Here is a 15,332-nt window from a genome sequence, read left to right as displayed (position 1 = left end):
GTGATGCTGATAATCTTGTTGACTATCAGTCTGACTCCACAAGCACCCACACGAATTGCTTGATTCAGTTGTTAAAGAGCGGTTGGTTAAGATCTTTCGTCTCAACCGAGGCGCGCATTCTACAGCGCCTTTCATCAAACTGCAACCTTAAAAGTTGATGATTTTTCTTAACCAAATCAACAACTTAAACCAGAACCAGCAGCGAACTGCTCGTTAGCGGGAGGCGAATAGTACAGTATTAAAATACGTGGTCAACCCCCGAGCGAAAATTCTTTTTCCACACCAAAGATCCCTGGCTGCCACCGCCAGCCCTGGCCCGATAATCGTCTTATATAGAAGCAGGAAGGTTCCGTCGCCCGTGAACAACAGGGAGCCTCCTGATCGGTTACAACGCACCGCATCGGAACGACTAAGCTTTTTCGAATGATCCTCGTCTTTCAAGGGTGACTCCATGAGCAGCGCCCCCCTGTCTGAACTCGATGCCGCTCTACCCGGTCTGGCTCGCAAGATCCGCGTACTGAATGCCCTGTCCTGGCCGGATGGCGTCGAGGACGTTTTCCTGGCGCATTGGCGTAACGGGAAAGCCGAATTGCCCAGAGTCGAATTGCGCCCCCGCGATCACAGTGCCGACATCGCCGCTCTGGAAGCCTTTATAGGACGCTGCGATCAGGGGCACCCAGCCGGGCACTATCTCGCCATGACAGCGCGCAGTTATGCCACGGCCGGACGCATGCTGGGGGCGATTGGCACTCCCGCCTTCACTCAATACTCATCCGCGTTGTACCGACGCCCGGATTTCTATTATCCGAGCCAGAAACTCAGCATGCTGGACGCGGCCAATTTTTTTCTCACCACCACCAACGCCCTATTGGGTGGCGCCCGGATTCCACCGACTCAGGCTGAGATCCCGGCCGAGGTGTTCGCCGCCTGGATGCAGCCGGAGTTGGACCGTTTCTTCGGCGAGGGCCGGGTCACGGTCGTGCTCGACCCGACGCTGGCTGCCAAGGCGATCGCCGGGGCAAGCCGTATACGCCTGCGTACCGGTGCCCTGTTCTCTGAACTGGACAAGAATCAGTTATTGCAGCATGAGGCCTTCGTGCATGTTGCTACCGCACAAAATGGCGCGCTCCAGCCCAACCTCAAAAGCCTGGGTTTGGGGGCTCCACGCACGACCCAAACCCAGGAAGGCATTGCCACCCTGGCAGAACTGTTCACTGGCAGCATGGACATCAACCGCCTGCGCCGCCTGGCCCTGCGCGTGCTTGCAGTCCAGCAGGCGTTGGACGGCGCCGATTTCATACAGGTATTCGAGGGATTTCTCGCCGCAGGCCAGTCACAAGAGGAGTCCTTCCGCTCAACCCAGCGGGTCTTCCGTGGCGCCGACCTGCGTGGTGGCTCGGCATTTACCAAGGATGCCGCCTACCTGACGGGATTGCTGGGCGTCCATACCCTGTTGCGCATCGCGATCCGCGACAATCGACCGGAACTGGTGGGGCATTTGTTTGCCGGACGCCTCAGTCTGGCCGACACCGTACGCCTGGCGCCTCTATTTGAATCTGGCTGGCTCCACGGCCCCACCCATCTACCGGCCTGGGCCTGCGATTTACGTCTGCTCGCCGCCAACCTGGCCTTCTCCGCTTTTATTGCCCAGATAAAATTGGATGTGCTCGATCTGGAGGTGCTCATGACATTTGCAGACGAACACGAACACGATGCCAGCGCCCTGTGATCATGGGCACCTGCCAATTGACTCGATTGAGTTTCACGGAAATATCCTGACCACGGCGCAGCAATCGGCCAGAAGCGGCCGGTGGTCGTTGCACTTCGCCAGTCGCCGGCGTGTGGCTAAGCTTAATTAATCGGGGTGAATTGAAACCTGAGAGATAGCGGCCATCAGCGAATCTGGACAGGCATCAAGACGGTGCCCCATAGGAGACGACTATGTATGCGGTGATAAGAACCTACTTGGGTACTGGAGCAAAGCAGCTTTTCGAGCTTTTGGAAGAGCGCAAGACCGACGTTGAAGCAACCCTGCGGACAGTGCCAGGCCTCGTAAGCTACACGCTGCTGAATACGGGTGATGGTGGTACGTCGGTGACGGTTTGCACGGACAAGGCCGGCAGCGATGCGAGCTTGAAAGTGGCAAGCGAGTGGATCAAGAAAAACGCATCAAGTATCCACGCGTCCCCGCCGATCGTAACGGAAGGTCCGGTCATCGTGCAGATCAAATAACGCGCCCTTGCGATTGATCTCGCGACACCGTCGCTGTCGCGGGTTTTGTATGCTTGCCTGGCGCAAATGTGATCGTCCGCAAACCATCAGATTGGGTTTGATTGCGGTGCAAGCCCGTGTCTCACCCCTAGGCTCCGTGTGCAAACCTCTGCCATCATTCAGGCATTCACAAGCCGAGTAGAAATACATGAATCGTCAGAAAAAAATAAAGCAGCTATTAAAGGCTCACGCCAAAAAGGCCAGTGCCAAACTGGCACCGCAAAACAAGTCCAAATACATCAGTAAGGCTGACCGATTGAAACTGGCCGCTGAGTCCGCTCAAGACGCAATCACGCCCTCTGAGGGCTGATCCAGCCCCTAACGAACCATCAACGAACTCGCCAATAGCGCCTCCAAACCCATCGGCTTCGCAAAATAATAACCCTGAGCCTGCCCTGCGCCCATTTCGCGTAGCAAGACCAGCGTCGCTTCATCCTCGACACCTTCGGCCACAACGCTGAGGTCCAGCGATTCGGCCATCCGCACAATCGCCCGCACGATCGCGCGACTGCGAGGGCTGGTGGTCAGTTCGAGGATGAACGATTTGTCGATCTTCAAACCGCTGAAGCGGTACTGATGCACGTAGCTCAGGGATGAAAACCCGGCACCGAAGTCATCGAGCACCACCGACATGCCGTTGTCGGCCAATTGCTGCATGGTCAGTCGGGCAATCGCCGGCTCCGCCACCAGTGCACCCTCGGTCAACTCCAGGCAGATCCGCGAAGGCTCGACCCCGTATCGCGCCAACAGCGCAAGCACATCATTGGCAAAGTCCGGGCGCGTCATGCTGTAGCTGGAGCAATTGACGTGCACCGCAGGCCAATTGGCGTGTTCGGGTTGGGCGAGGATCGCGGCGATGCTGGTCAGCATGTACAGGTCCAGTCGACCAATCAGGCGCAGCCCCTCGACATCCGGCAGAAACTCGCCCGGCGCGATCACCCGGCCGCCCGGCTGATGCCAGCGGATCAGTGCTTCAAGGGCCAACAGCTCGCCGCTTTCGACGCTGACAATCGGCTGGAAATACGGCAACAGTTCGTCGGTACGTTTGAGTGCGTTGCGCAAGGCCCCTTCCCGCTCAACCTGGTCCGAGACTTCACGGCGCACTTCCTGATTGAACACTGCGTAGCTGTCGCGCCCGGCGCTCTTGACCCGGTACATCGCCGCATCGGCGTCGCGCAGCAAGTCGGCGGGTTCCTGATGGAACTGACTGTCGGCGCTGACAATACCGATACTGCAGGACGAAAACACTTCATAGCCATTGATCAGGAACGGCAGGTCAAACGCCACCAGAATCCGTTCGGCGATGTCGATTACGACCTCCAGCGGCGCCTCGGGAGCCAGCACGGAAAACTCATCCCCCCCCAGACGCGCGAGCATGTCGCTGTCGCGCAGACAACCGCGCAAACGGTGGGCGGCCTGCATCAATAGCAGGTCGCCAAAATGGTGGCCGAGGCTGTCATTGACCATCTTGAAACGGTCGAGGTCGATGAACATCACTGCCAGGTGCCCGCCTTCGCTGCCGAACTGCGACCAGGCCAGATTGAGGCGCTGTTGCAGGTAGGTACGATTCGGTAGCCCGGTCAGCGCATCGTGGGAGTTTTCGTGTTGCAACTTGGCATTGGCGTGATCGAGCTCGCGGGTGCGGTTCTGCACCCGGGCTTCCAGCTTGAGGTTGGCGGCATGGATCGCTTCGGCGGCCGTGCGGCGCGACAAGGCTGTATCGATGTGCCGGGAGACGAACGTCAGCAGTTCCTGGTCGCGCAGGGTATAGCGCACTTGCGAGGTATAGCTTTGCACCGCGAGTACGCCACGCACCACATCGCCATCGAACAATGGAATGCCCAGCCAGGAGTAGGATCGGAAGTACGCTTCGGCCAGTTCGATGTCGCCGTGCGCAGACAATCGCTCAGCTTCGTCGGCGTCAATCAGGCAAGGTCGACGCTGACGGATAACGTACTCGGTCAAGCCCCGGCGCCCTCGCCGGGCCGCTGGGCAGGCCGTCTGCCGCTCATCGACATAATACGGAAAGGTCACTTCACTGGTCGCGTCGTCGAACAGCGCAATATAGAAGTTCCGCGCGAACAGCAGATCACCGACGATGCCATGCAAGGTTTGAAACAACTCAGCCATGTCACCAGGCCGGCTGGAGAGTTCAGCGATCTGGAACAGCGCGCTCTGCAGATGTTCGGCGCGCTCTCGCTCTGCCACTTCCTGCCTCAAGGCGTCGTTGAGCGCCGAGAGCTCCAGGGTACGACGCATCACCGTCGCTTCCAGATCCTCGCGGTGCAGAATCCGGTCCAGCGCCATGGCCACGTGGCGGGCCACCACCAGAAACAACGCGCGGTCCTCGGCGCTGTAGGTACGAGAAACGTCGTAGACCTGCATCGCCAGCATGCCAAACACCTCGTCCGAGGCATTTTTCAACGGGGCGCCCATCCAGAATTCGGGACGATCACCCACGCAGTAAAAACGGTCTTCGGCCTGAGCCGCGAGAATGCCGGCGGCGTCGATCAGCAACGGCTGGCCGCTGGTCAATACCTGGCCGGTCAACGAAAGATGCGAAGGGTCAAGGTATTCGTAATGCGAGGACTCCACGGCATCAACGTCAATGATGTCGACGTAATACGGGTAGTCGATCTTGCCGCTGTGCGGGTCATACAGCGCGAGATAGAAGTTCTCGGCGTCGATCAGGCTCGCCAGCAACTGGTGAACCCCCACCAGGAACACTGACCGGTCGCGGGTCGAACTGGCCAGGTAGGTAATTTCATACAGCACACGCTGAGTAATCTGCGCGCGGGCCAGGGTATTGGTCTGCACCTGAAGGCCCAGGCGCTGGGCAAAACCGGCGAGCGCCGGTTCTGCGGCCTCGGCGATTGGCGCAAGCAGCCAACCCAGCACACTTTCGCCGCTGCCGGTCGGCCAGCGGTGCAAGTACCGGGTCTGGCAAAAGGCATCGAACTGTTCATTCGCAACACTTGACGGCCACTGCGCCTGAGGGTCGCCCTGCCCGACCAAATGCATCTGTTCACCGGCACGGTAAACGACCCACGCGGTGGTGTGCGTCCAGTTGCGCGCCGAGTTCAGTAAGTGTTCGATCGTATCCTCGTTGCCAGCGCAGGTCATGCCGACAGTATCCGAATTCCCTTTAAGCTCAGAGGCGACAATATCGCAATCGTTCGATTGCCGCGGGAAGTCGGTCAAAGGACGAAAACTCATCAACGCTCCCTGAGCCAGAAACTGGCGATACTCACTTACTGGTTACTAGCAATGCGCCAGTGAGCTTCCCGTTTATAGAGTTTTTATTCAATAGGTTTTTTCGAATTGTGAGTTGCTTCCTCAACAGGTCATTCTGTAAGGGCGCCAACTCGGCAAACGACTGACAAGTGTGCCTCTGCACCCTTATCCAAGTAGTTCCACCAGGAAAAGGAGCGTCCTTATGGAGACCGTCACAATTCGTACCCTGCAAAACACTGATGCTGAGGCATTGCTGACGTTTGAAAGGGACAATCGCGAGTGGTTCGAGCGCCACATTGACGCACGTAATGCTGCTTTCTATTCGGTGCAGGGTGTCACCGAGCACATTGCAGCCTATTTATCTGATTATGCCGCCGGCACCTGGCACCCCTTTGTCATCGTAAACGCTGGGGGGGAAATAGTGGGCCGAGCGAACCTGAAAGACATCGACACGTCCGCGCGGTCGGCAGAAGTCGGCTATCGGATCGCTCAAAGTGCTTGCGCAAAAGGACTGGCAACGCGGGCGGTGAGGCATTTGATCGAGCAAGCGCAGTTGCGTTGGGACCTTAATCAACTGGTTGCCAACGTTTACGTCGACAATATCGGCTCGGCAAAAGTGCTCGAACGCTGTGGCTTTGTAATTGAACAGACATCTCTGCAAGCAGGCGCAAATCAGGAGTATCGGTTTGGCCTTTCGATTCAGACGAGTGAATGAAGGGTCAATAAGAGTCCCGGAAACGTCTCAAGATTCAGGCCGCGAGGCGAACTAACGCTCGACCTCGTTGTTTGAGGGTGTATGCGTTCCCCTGTAGGAGCCGGCTTGCTGGCGATGGACTCAAGTACCCCGCGTTTAACCGGCTCTTACGCGTTATCGTTAACGACTATCGCCAGCAAGCCGGCTCCTACAGGTTTTGCGCTTATCCCAAATCCAGTTCAGCTAAACGACGTCGAATTTGCGGGAGCTAGTATTTCGCCGTTCCTGTTTCTGTCCCCGGGATTTCGTGTAGAACAAAAAAAGCCCCGCAACCAAATGGGCTGCGGGGTAAAAAATTGGTTGGTTGCGGCCAACCAAAGGAGCTCTGTAGAAAGCGTTACGGGCTGGGGTCAGATGCAGTCCTGTGCGGCGCGTTCAAAACTTGAAGGCAGCAGGTTCGAAGCCAGCAAGTGCCGCTCGTAGATAAACACCTTGCCGCCATTCCCGGCCTTGTAGGCTTCCAGCACGTTGTCGGCCGAAACTTTGCTCGGCACCACGATCCGGTAGCTGCGCTGGGTTTGCGAGACGGTCGGGTTCAACGCATGGCTCTGCAATTTCGGTACGACGCAATCGGCGTATTGGGCTGGGGTCTTGCTGGTCTGCAAGGTCAGGGTCGGGTCGTTCGGCGCGGAGGCGCAACCGGCGAGCAACAAAGAGCCAATCGCCATGGCGGGTAAAAATAAAGAGCGCATCGGTCTTATCCAGAAAATAAAAGCTTCGGTTTATCCAGCAGCGGGACTGCGTCGCTGTGCGTGTTCGTTGGAGGTGATTTTCCGCCTATAACCAACAAAGCAGAACTTGTGTTTCGTAATGGTCACTATTACCTCTAGCAATAGTTGCGCGCCGTGCAGATGGGTACACACTCTGAATCACCACTAAAAAAAATTGATGAGGATCTATCCTTGAGAACTTTTGACCTGATCCGCGATGCCGTTTTGCCCGATTTCCGCGACCGGGTGGCCGAGTACCTGGTCCAATACGAAACCGTATTGTTGGGCGAACACGCGCCCGACCCGGAACTTGTGCGGGCCACCGCCAATCAGTTGCGCGGTTATTTACGCGGGTTGAACACCACGCGGGTGCTGGGCATGGCGGACTGGGAGGAGCTGGATCGGCGGGTGGTGAATACGTGGCTTTAGCGCCGCACGCCTCGACCGGCGGATCGGCATCCATCGAATGACTTTCTATACTGCTGTCGAATCCGGAAAGACGCAGGATTTGCCGTCATCGTAGTCGTGGTTCTCTCTGGGTAATGTCTCCCGATAGTTCTCAAGCAAAAAAGGAGTTTGCGTCATGACCGACGATCCAAAAGTAAAAGGACCAGCGTCGTACTTTCCCTCTATTGAAAAAAAGTATGGGCAGCCAATCACCCACTGGCTAACCCTGCTCAAGACAGTCAACGGCAAGAAGCATATGGAGATGGTTGCGTTGCTCAAAACTGAACACGGCATGGGCCATGGCCATGCCAACGCGTTGGTTGCGTACTTTTTAGCGAGCACTAAAACCGACTGACTAGACTGATGTAGCACAGGGCGCTCGATGCACCCGCTTGCGGCTCAAGCCAACCGGGCGCCATACACCTGACTGTTGCTATCAAATCCACCTCCACTGTATCTGCTTCAACCCAATGACTACGGTTAGCCTTGTTTCTCATCCAGGGGAGTTTGCGCTATGCCGGACGCCACCAACCTTTACCTGTTCACTGTCGCCGCCCTGCTGTTGCTGATCGTGCCTGGCCCGAACATGGCCATCGTCACCAGCCATGCCGTTGCCCATGGCTGGCGTGCCGGTTTCGCCGCCGCATTGGGAATAACCCTGGCCGACGTGCTGATGACCGCCATGGTCAGCGCGGGGCTCGGTGCGTTGGTGATGAGTTGGGCGCCGGCATTTGATTTGCTGCGGTGGGCCGGGGCTTGCTATCTGATGTGGCTGGCGTGGAAGGCATTGAGCACTCCACCAGCGGACGCTGATGCTCAACCTGCATTGGCATCGCGGCGCAAGATCTTCATCCGGGCGACCCTCAACAGCCTGTTGAATCCCAAGGCGCTGTTGTTCTTCATGGTATTCCTGCCGCAATTCGTCACCCTGGGAACCAGCAGCATCACGGTGCAACTGATGGTATTAGGCGTGTTGCTTGCGCTGATCGCTTTGATCTTTCATTCCCTGCTCAGCGTCTGTGCCGGGCAGCTACATGGGCGTCTGCGTGGGGGCAAAATCTCCAGCCGCCTGGGTGCTTATGGCTTCGCTGTCGTAATGACGGCGCTGGCAGTACGTTTGCTGGTGCTGAACCGGACAGCCTGAAGCGGTCGCATCGATATCGCTCAATAGTTGTCACTCGCCGAGGCCGCCTTTTACTGCGCCAACCAAAACCTGCACACTTGTCGGCTTTTTTCGCGACAGGAAGTCTCCCCATGCAACGGATTGTCATTCTGGGCAATGCCGGTAGCGGCAAATCCACCCTCGCCCGCGCCCTCGGCAAACGCCTGAACCTGCCCGTGGTGCACCTCGACACGCTGTTCTGGGAACCCGGCTGGGTCGAACCCGACGCCGAGCAGTTCCGCGCACGGGTCCGCAAAGCGCTCACACCAGAGGCCTGGATTTGTGAAGGCAATTATGCGCGGCGAACCTTCGACCTTCGCCTGCCCCGGACCGACCTGATCATCTGGCTCGACACCTCGCGGCTCACCTGTTTCACCCGGGTGATCAGGCGCAGCGTCATGAACCGCCCTCGCGCTGACCTTGCAGCAGGTTGTACAGAGAAGCTCGACCGGGCATTCCTGACGTTTCTCAACTTTGTGTGGAACTTCGATCGTGGCTACCGCCCAGGAATCGACGCGGTACGCCTGGCCATCGGTCCGCACATTCCTGTGGTGCACTTGCGCGGTTCCCGGCAGATTCGCGCCTTTCTCGATAGCTTGCCCGTAGCGTCGGGCGTCTGCCTTGAATAAAGGGAGGGGGACTTTCGCTATCCCCGATTACGAACGTGAGCACAGGCAAACCTGACGGTGAATCAACCGACTCTTTCCAAAACGGAAAACAGGCTGACGAATGCCAATGAAAGTTTATGGCGTGGCGTCAGATGGATCACGGGCTCCGACGCCTTCATGGGGCTCACGCGCAAACCTCAAAGAGGCCGAACACTCAGGCCGTTGGCTAATTAAACAGCGGCGCTCTAGAACTTTTCCCTGTTTACAGGTCTATGTGGACAGGCACATTCGCTCGGTAAGCGCTGACCCGCAGACTTCCCGCAGCCAGATGGCTACACATCAACATGTCAATTCAGAGGTTGTCTTCGCTCATGAAATTCCATGACCTACGGATGGTGCTCTTCGGCCTGTTCGCGTTCGCGGCAGTGGGCTCGGCATCAGCAACACAGATGAAGACCTCAACCCCTGTTTTCGCAACTGAAGTGGCGGCCGTTCAGGCGCCAGCCCAGGCTACCGGCAGCCCTTGGCCGACCGTGGCCAGTATGGCCGGCAACCAGCCAGGGTCGTTGCTTGCCCATGATGACCGATACTGGCATGACGACCGTTGGCATGATCGTAGAGACAATTGGCGCCGAGACGACTGGCGTAGAGAACAGTGGCGTAGAGAGCAAGCCCGCCGGGATGCCGAACGCCATCGTTATTGGGAGCGTCATCAGGATCGGTCCATGCGGCACCGCTACGAGGACGATCGCCGCTACTATCGTCGCTAAATCTGCCTGTAACACCAGGCTGTAGAAATCAAGCTGAGAACCTCGACGAGGTACGAATCGGATATTCGCTCAGTGCTTCCCAAGTGAAGCCTGAGCGTCCGCAACCAATGAAGGTTATCGACCAAGCGCATTCAATACTGGCCATTGAAATAACCGTTAAGCCCGGCGCGTGGAGCAATACTCCACGATAAGCTGAGTAACCGCCGCCACCATCGCCTGATCCGCTTCAGGCGAGGTAAATAGCCGAAACTCTGCATCCGGCAACTCCGGCAACCCTTGTTCAGCCCCAAGAACCACCAGCCCTTGCCCCAACTGACTGAGTGTCATGGGCGCAACCGCGAAGCCTGCAAGCGCCGCAGCCCGCAACCCGGCGGTGCTGCTGCATAACATCGCGGTGCGTTGGGCGATCCCCGCCTGAGCCAGTCGCTTCAACGCAACCTCGCGATAAGGGCACGGCTCGGGGAACAGGGCCAGCGGCAACGGCGTCGGTAACCGGGTGACGGGTTGCGCCGACCAGGCCCACACCAGCGGCTCTTGCCACAACAATTTCCCCGCATCGCTGGTTTCGCACAGTGAGCCGATGACCAACTCCAGATGCCCTTGCTTCATCAGCGCCAACAACGTACCGGGAATGCTCACCTGCACGTCGATCTCCATCCCTGGGTACTGCGCCGCGAATTCCTGAAAAGCGCGTAGCAGTCGGGGCTCGACAAAATCCTCGGACACCCCGATCCGCAGTCGCCCGTGAAATGGCGTACGCGTCAGTTCAGCCCAGGCATCACGGTTCAGCACAAGGATCGTGCGCGCATAAGAGAGCAAGCGCTCGCCATCGGGCGTCAGTTGCTGGGAACGGGTGGTACGCGTCAACAGGGGTTTACCAATCTGTTCTTCCAATCGCCGCACATGGCCGCTCACCGCAGACTGAGTCAGGTGCAGCTTTTGCGCTGCACGGCTGAAGCCTTCTTCGTCGACCACAGCGACAAATGTTTTGAGTAGCAGCGAATCGAACATAGTTTTATACGTGATTAATCGACTGGTAATTTACGATTTATATTTCAAATATAACTATGTTGCAATGCCTCCCTACCCCACCACTCGAGGCGTGCCATGACTACCCTGCTCCATATTGAATGCTCTCCACGCAAGCAGCGCTCGGCGTCCCTTGAAGTCGCCCGCAGCTTCATTGCGCGTTATCGAGAAAACACCCCGGACACCGACATCATCACCCTCGACCTCTGGAACATGGCGTTGCCGGAATTCGATGAGCTGGCAATGGAAGCCAAATACGCAGGACTCAGCGGCACTGCCTTGAGCCCGGCGCAACAGGAGGCCTGGAACACCTTGAAGGACCTGGCTGCGCACCTGCATCGCGCGGATGTACTCGTGATGTCCGTACCGCTTTGGAATTTCAGCATCCCGTACAAACTCAAGCACTTCATCGACCTGATATCGCAGAAAGACATCCTGTTCAGCTTCGATCCGGAACGCGGTCTGGAAGGCATGCTGCACAACAAAATCGCCGTAGTGGCATACGCCCGAGGCCTGGATTTTTCAGCGCAGTCGATCACACCGGCGGAACGCTTCGACTTCCAGAAGCCCTATGTGGAAGCCTGGCTGCAATTCATCGGCGTGACCGATGTGCATTCGGTGATTGTGGAGAAGACCATCCTGGGGGAAGACGTTGATCTTGGCGCGCGTGAGGCTGCGACTCAGCAGGCCAGAGGATTGGCAGATACTCTTTGTCGCTGACGGGTATTTATAAGGTACAGGCGCCCACTCAGGCATGAAAGCCAGAGGCAGTTTTCGACCCAATGCTGCCGATGAAGGCCGGCAGAAATCGGTCAAAAAAAATCGCAAGCCCCGTGACACTTCAGGGCTTGCGACTTATTGCCAATACGTCCTTCAAACTCTCGGACGTTTGCTACGGGTATGCCTGCCGTGTTCATTGCGAAACGTGCAGGCCTAGTTTTGTACCTCAACCGCGTCGATATCCGGCGCGTCTGGGGCGTCCGGGGCGTCCGCCACATCTTCTCTGGCGTCCCTCGCCTCGACTTTGGCAGCCTCTCTGGCTGCGTTTGCCTCAGCCTTTGCAGCGTCTCTGGCCGCATCTGCAGCAGCACGGGCGGCATCTCTGGCTGCATCGGCTTCTGCTTTGGCGGCGTCCCTGGCTGCGTCGGCAGCGGCCCGAGCTGCATCTCTGGCTGCATCTGCGCCCGGTATGCCAGCAGCTTTTGCAGCGTCCCTGGCTGCATCCGCCTCGGCTCTGGCGGCATCTCTGGCTGCATTTGCAGTAGCCCTTGCAGCATCCCGGGCTGCATCTGCATCAGCTCTGGCAGCATCTCTGGCTGCATTTGCATCGTTTCTGGCAGCGTCCCTGGCTGCATCTGCGGCATCGTTGTCATGCGCGTTGCCTGAGCCTCTGTTCCCGGCAACACCACCATGACCGTCACCGTCGTGGCCTGATGCACCATGACCACCACCATCTCCATGGCCGCTGCCACCGTGACCACTGCCTCCGGAGCCTCCACTACCGGAGCCACCGCCGCCGCCACCGTGACCACCACCGCCTCCGCTGTTACCGCCGCCACCACCGCTGCCATCTTTGGCATACACGCTGGAGAAACTACTGATGTAATCGGGCACTAGAACAGTCGATGCCGACAGGACCCCGCCAATTGCCAGGGCCAACAAACATTTCTTGATCAGCATGATGCACCTCCGCTTGGAGTTGCGCAGTCATGTCCCTATCGAACGCAATATCCAGTGAGTTCCCGGCCGCCCATTGGAGCGGCCAGCCAACCGGCACGGCCATAAATCTGCAGCATTAACCAGCAACTGCGGTTTCCGCACGATCCCTGAGAGCCAGTCAGCATCTTTGTGTGGGACGTTACCCCACATTTTTAGATAGGTGCTGTCAGCCCGAGTTCAACAAACGAATATCTGGACTGAAGCATGCGTTGAGCAAAAACCTCTAAGGCTTCCGGACGCCAACAGTTCACCGCGAGCTGAATGCCTGAAATCCCCTGACCACGCTGGGTCGAACACCCACCCTTTCATACCAGCGGCGAAGCTTGGGCAAGCGATCCCACGGGATGTCTGCTTCCACTGACGACATGATGCTGTAGGCGGCGATATCCGCGATGGAGAAACAGCTTCCCGCCATATAAGCATCAGCACTGACGAACTGCTCAGCCAACTCAATTGACGAAAGCATGCGCTCGACCAGCCGCGCAGAGCCGTCTTGCAGACCCTGGCCGCGAAGGAAGAACGCCGAATGGCTCGGTGCGATGACATCGGTCAAAAAGAAGAAGAATCGCTCATACACCGTAGCTCTGTGGCCAGCGGCACTGGGCAAGAGCCGCTCTGGAGCCTTTTCGGCAGCGTAGAAAATGATCGCGTTCGACTGAGTGAGTACAAAGGCAGGCTCATCGCCCTTTCGTTCGACCAATACCGGGACTTTTCCGGCCGGATTCAGGGAGCGATGATCCACCCCTGTTTGCTGGCCTTTTGAAAGATCCACCAGTCGAACCGTGTACGCCAGCCCCGCTTCTTCGAGGGCGATGGCTGCCCGGATGCAATTGCCCGTGGGCGCACCGTGTAACTCCAGTAGGGCGTTCATGACGTATTTCTTCCTCCTTGCGGGCTCAGTTCAGTCATCCGCTAAAGCGCGCCGACTGTCACACAAGCCAGGCCCGACGCTGCGAGTCGTCACGCATAGACGTCCCGGTTTTGTTCGATGAAAGCCTGCACAGACAACGCGGGCGTGCCGGTGACTTTCTCCACTACGTCGTTCACACCCGCGAAGATGCCTTCCCGGTAGTTCTGAGCGACTTCAACCAGGTGTTGTACCAAGGCTGGCGGAAACTGGTATTCCTGCTCCATCTTGAACTGGAACGCTTCGATCGAGGTTGGCGCGTACTGGATTTCCACACCCAGCACCTCGCTCATGGCAGCAGCGATTTCGGTGTGGTTCATTTCGACCGGGCCATGAAGGCTGTAAATCTTCCCCTCGTGTCCCGCTGGGTTAGCCAGGATATGGGCGATCACCCGTCCTTGGTCGTCAGTAGCGATGGGCGCGTGGCGGCCATTCTCGAAGGGAAACTCGATTTTTTTCCTGGCCCAGATCTCTTTGGCGAAGTGAGGGTAGACGAGCCAGTCCGCGAAGAATGTGGGGCGCAGATGCGTTGTCGGTACGCCCGACCAGTCGAAAACGCGCTCGGAGATCCAGTGATCCTGTGCCAAATGACTCTTGGACTCACGCCGCGCGGAGATCTGCGACATGTTCACGATGGCCTGTACCCCGGCCTCCTTCGCTGCCTGGGCAAAATAGGCCGCACCGTCGATGATTCCCGGTGCCAGCGGATAAAGGAAATAGGCCGAGCGGATCCCCTCCATCGCCGCACGGATAGCATCGATATCGGTGAAATCACCAATGGCAATATCAACGCCGCGCTCGCGCAGAGCCGCAGCCCTCTCATCGTCCGTGCGCACGTAAGCTCGCACGCGCTTGCCCATCTTGAGCAACTCATCGATGGCAGCCCCACCCGTACGCCCGGTTGCGCCGCTGACCAGAATTTCTGCTTCGTTCATGACTCTGTTCCTCTCAAGTAATTAGAGCTTACGCTCCTGATGTCCAGTGACTTCAACGACCGCTCGACGGGTCGAAGAGCCTGGTAACCGCAGACACTGCGCAGTGCTGTCTCTCAGCTATCGAAGGGGGCGTTTTCAATCAGGTCGCACACGTTCGGGCAATCGAAACCATGTATGTGGCGACGTCCAACGTCCGCCAGCCCGGTACCAATGGCTGTGTGCGGTTTTTTCCGGGCAACTTCGGCCACCGCTTGAGTAAACGCGGCCTTCATGCCGACGCGGGGATAGAGCGCGAGCGTGTCGTCAATCAGTGATGGCGTGATTTCTTCTATGAACAGGCCCATGACATCGACATGAGCGCCCATGTAGATCAGGGCGATTTCCGGCTGCTTGCGGTCTGCAATGCCGGCGCTGGAGTGAAGAGCGATCGCATCCCAGACGAGCTCCGCTTTCGCTTGCGGGTAACCGTTCGATAACAGAAATCGGCTGGCCGCATCGGCGCCATCGACTTCAAAGCGTTGCTCGGCGCAGAACTCGCTGGTGAGCCCCAGGTCATGCAACAGCGCAGCGAGGTAAACGGTTTCCCGGTCGTATTTCAGCCCACGCTGCTTACCGAGGAAATCGGCGAACCACCAAGTGCGATGCACGTGATTCAGGATCGCCCTGGAGTGGACCCGATCAACGAGCGAAGCCGCCTTGCGGGTGAGTTCGGAATCCGGGGCGATGATGCCGCCGACAGTAACCGGTGTGTTCATTTTGCTTCCCGAGGGTGAGGTTGACCTCGCT

At 57.8% G+C, this 15,332-nt stretch carries 17 protein-coding genes; 10 read left to right on the top strand and 7 right to left on the bottom strand.

The annotated features are described in order from the left end of the window. Positions 1-451: 451 nt before the first annotated feature. From IB245_RS23635 to IB245_RS23625, 3 genes are all read left to right on the top strand, one after another. On the top strand, positions 452-1,729 hold the full coding sequence (locus tag IB245_RS23635; protein WP_192228833.1) for a flavohemoglobin expression-modulating QEGLA motif protein: 1,278 nt from the start codon (positions 452-454) through the stop codon (positions 1,727-1,729). A gap of 212 nt (positions 1,730-1,941) precedes the next feature. After that, a complete protein-coding gene (locus IB245_RS23630) occupies positions 1,942-2,232 on the top strand; it encodes a hypothetical protein (protein ID WP_008035503.1) in 291 nt (96 codons plus the stop codon). A gap of 187 nt (positions 2,233-2,419) precedes the next feature. Beyond that, the gene (locus IB245_RS23625) at positions 2,420-2,581 is read left to right on the top strand and encodes a DUF2986 domain-containing protein (protein WP_008037782.1); all 162 of its coding nucleotides are present in this window, start codon (positions 2,420-2,422) and stop codon (positions 2,579-2,581) included. Between the two features lie 8 nt (positions 2,582-2,589). Here the strand turns inward: IB245_RS23625 and IB245_RS23620 are convergent, their stop codons facing one another. Beyond that, the gene (locus tag IB245_RS23620) at positions 2,590-5,487 is read right to left on the bottom strand and encodes an EAL domain-containing protein (RefSeq protein WP_192228832.1); all 2,898 of its coding nucleotides are present in this window, start codon (positions 5,485-5,487) and stop codon (positions 2,590-2,592) included. A gap of 220 nt (positions 5,488-5,707) precedes the next feature. Between IB245_RS23620 and IB245_RS23615 the strand changes: the two genes are divergently transcribed. Continuing rightward, on the top strand, positions 5,708-6,220 hold the full coding sequence (locus IB245_RS23615) for a GNAT family N-acetyltransferase (protein WP_192228831.1): 513 nt from the start codon (positions 5,708-5,710) through the stop codon (positions 6,218-6,220). Positions 6,221-6,609: 389 nt separating this feature from the next. Here IB245_RS23615 and IB245_RS23610 read toward each other — a convergent pair whose 3' ends face one another. Continuing rightward, positions 6,610-6,951 (bottom strand): hypothetical protein, encoded by a 342-nt coding sequence (locus tag IB245_RS23610; protein WP_192228830.1) that lies wholly within the window; start codon positions 6,949-6,951, stop codon positions 6,610-6,612. A 210-nt stretch (positions 6,952-7,161) separates the two neighbouring features. Here IB245_RS23610 and IB245_RS23605 point away from each other — a divergent pair, with 210 nt between their 5' ends. The 5 genes from IB245_RS23605 to IB245_RS29125 all read left to right on the top strand — a co-directional run bounded on the left by IB245_RS23605 (position 7,162) and on the right by IB245_RS29125 (position 9,956). Next, on the top strand, positions 7,162-7,398 hold the full coding sequence (locus IB245_RS23605; protein ID WP_192228829.1) for a hypothetical protein: 237 nt from the start codon (positions 7,162-7,164) through the stop codon (positions 7,396-7,398). Between the two features lie 154 nt (positions 7,399-7,552). Beyond that, positions 7,553-7,771 carry a DUF4287 domain-containing protein gene (locus IB245_RS23600; protein WP_192228828.1) on the top strand — a complete coding sequence of 73 codons (219 nt, stop codon included), beginning with the start codon at positions 7,553-7,555 and terminating at the stop codon, positions 7,769-7,771. Between the two features lie 159 nt (positions 7,772-7,930). Next, positions 7,931-8,560: a LysE family translocator gene (locus tag IB245_RS23595; RefSeq protein WP_192228827.1), complete on the top strand. Its 630-nt coding sequence runs from the start codon at positions 7,931-7,933 to the stop codon at positions 8,558-8,560. A 110-nt stretch (positions 8,561-8,670) separates the two neighbouring features. Continuing rightward, positions 8,671-9,207 carry an AAA family ATPase gene (locus IB245_RS23590; RefSeq protein ID WP_192228826.1) on the top strand — a complete coding sequence of 179 codons (537 nt, stop codon included), beginning with the start codon at positions 8,671-8,673 and terminating at the stop codon, positions 9,205-9,207. A 350-nt stretch (positions 9,208-9,557) separates the two neighbouring features. Further along, positions 9,558-9,956 (top strand): hypothetical protein, encoded by a 399-nt coding sequence (locus IB245_RS29125; protein WP_225609969.1) that lies wholly within the window; start codon positions 9,558-9,560, stop codon positions 9,954-9,956. A 156-nt stretch (positions 9,957-10,112) separates the two neighbouring features. Here IB245_RS29125 and IB245_RS23580 read toward each other — a convergent pair whose 3' ends face one another. Next, positions 10,113-10,967, bottom strand: a complete 855-nt coding sequence (locus IB245_RS23580) for a LysR family transcriptional regulator (protein ID WP_192228824.1) — start codon at positions 10,965-10,967, stop codon at positions 10,113-10,115. Between the two features lie 96 nt (positions 10,968-11,063). Between IB245_RS23580 and IB245_RS23575 the strand changes: the two genes are divergently transcribed. Continuing rightward, positions 11,064-11,705, top strand: coding sequence for an FMN-dependent NADH-azoreductase (locus IB245_RS23575; protein ID WP_192228823.1), 642 nt, complete (start codon positions 11,064-11,066; stop codon positions 11,703-11,705). Positions 11,706-11,797: 92 nt separating this feature from the next. Here the strand turns inward: IB245_RS23575 and IB245_RS23570 are convergent, their stop codons facing one another. From IB245_RS23570 to IB245_RS23555, 4 genes are all read right to left on the bottom strand, one after another. Then, positions 11,798-12,556, bottom strand: a complete 759-nt coding sequence (locus IB245_RS23570; protein ID WP_192228822.1) for a hypothetical protein — start codon at positions 12,554-12,556, stop codon at positions 11,798-11,800. A 395-nt stretch (positions 12,557-12,951) separates the two neighbouring features. Then, positions 12,952-13,575 (bottom strand): glutathione S-transferase family protein, encoded by a 624-nt coding sequence (locus IB245_RS23565; RefSeq protein WP_192228821.1) that lies wholly within the window; start codon positions 13,573-13,575, stop codon positions 12,952-12,954. 89 nt (positions 13,576-13,664) lie between these two features. After that, on the bottom strand, positions 13,665-14,546 hold the full coding sequence (locus IB245_RS23560) for an NmrA family NAD(P)-binding protein (RefSeq protein ID WP_192228820.1): 882 nt from the start codon (positions 14,544-14,546) through the stop codon (positions 13,665-13,667). 113 nt (positions 14,547-14,659) lie between these two features. Continuing rightward, a complete protein-coding gene (locus IB245_RS23555; protein ID WP_192228819.1) occupies positions 14,660-15,301 on the bottom strand; it encodes an HD domain-containing protein in 642 nt (213 codons plus the stop codon). Between the last annotated feature and the right edge of the window lie 31 nt (positions 15,302-15,332).

The organism is Pseudomonas sp. PDM02, from assembly GCF_014852285.1.
Classification (GTDB): Bacteria; Pseudomonadota; Gammaproteobacteria; order Pseudomonadales; family Pseudomonadaceae; genus Aquipseudomonas; species Aquipseudomonas migulae.
The sequence above is the reverse complement of the archived record's forward strand: the minus strand, read 5'-3'. Positions and strand labels throughout refer to the sequence as shown.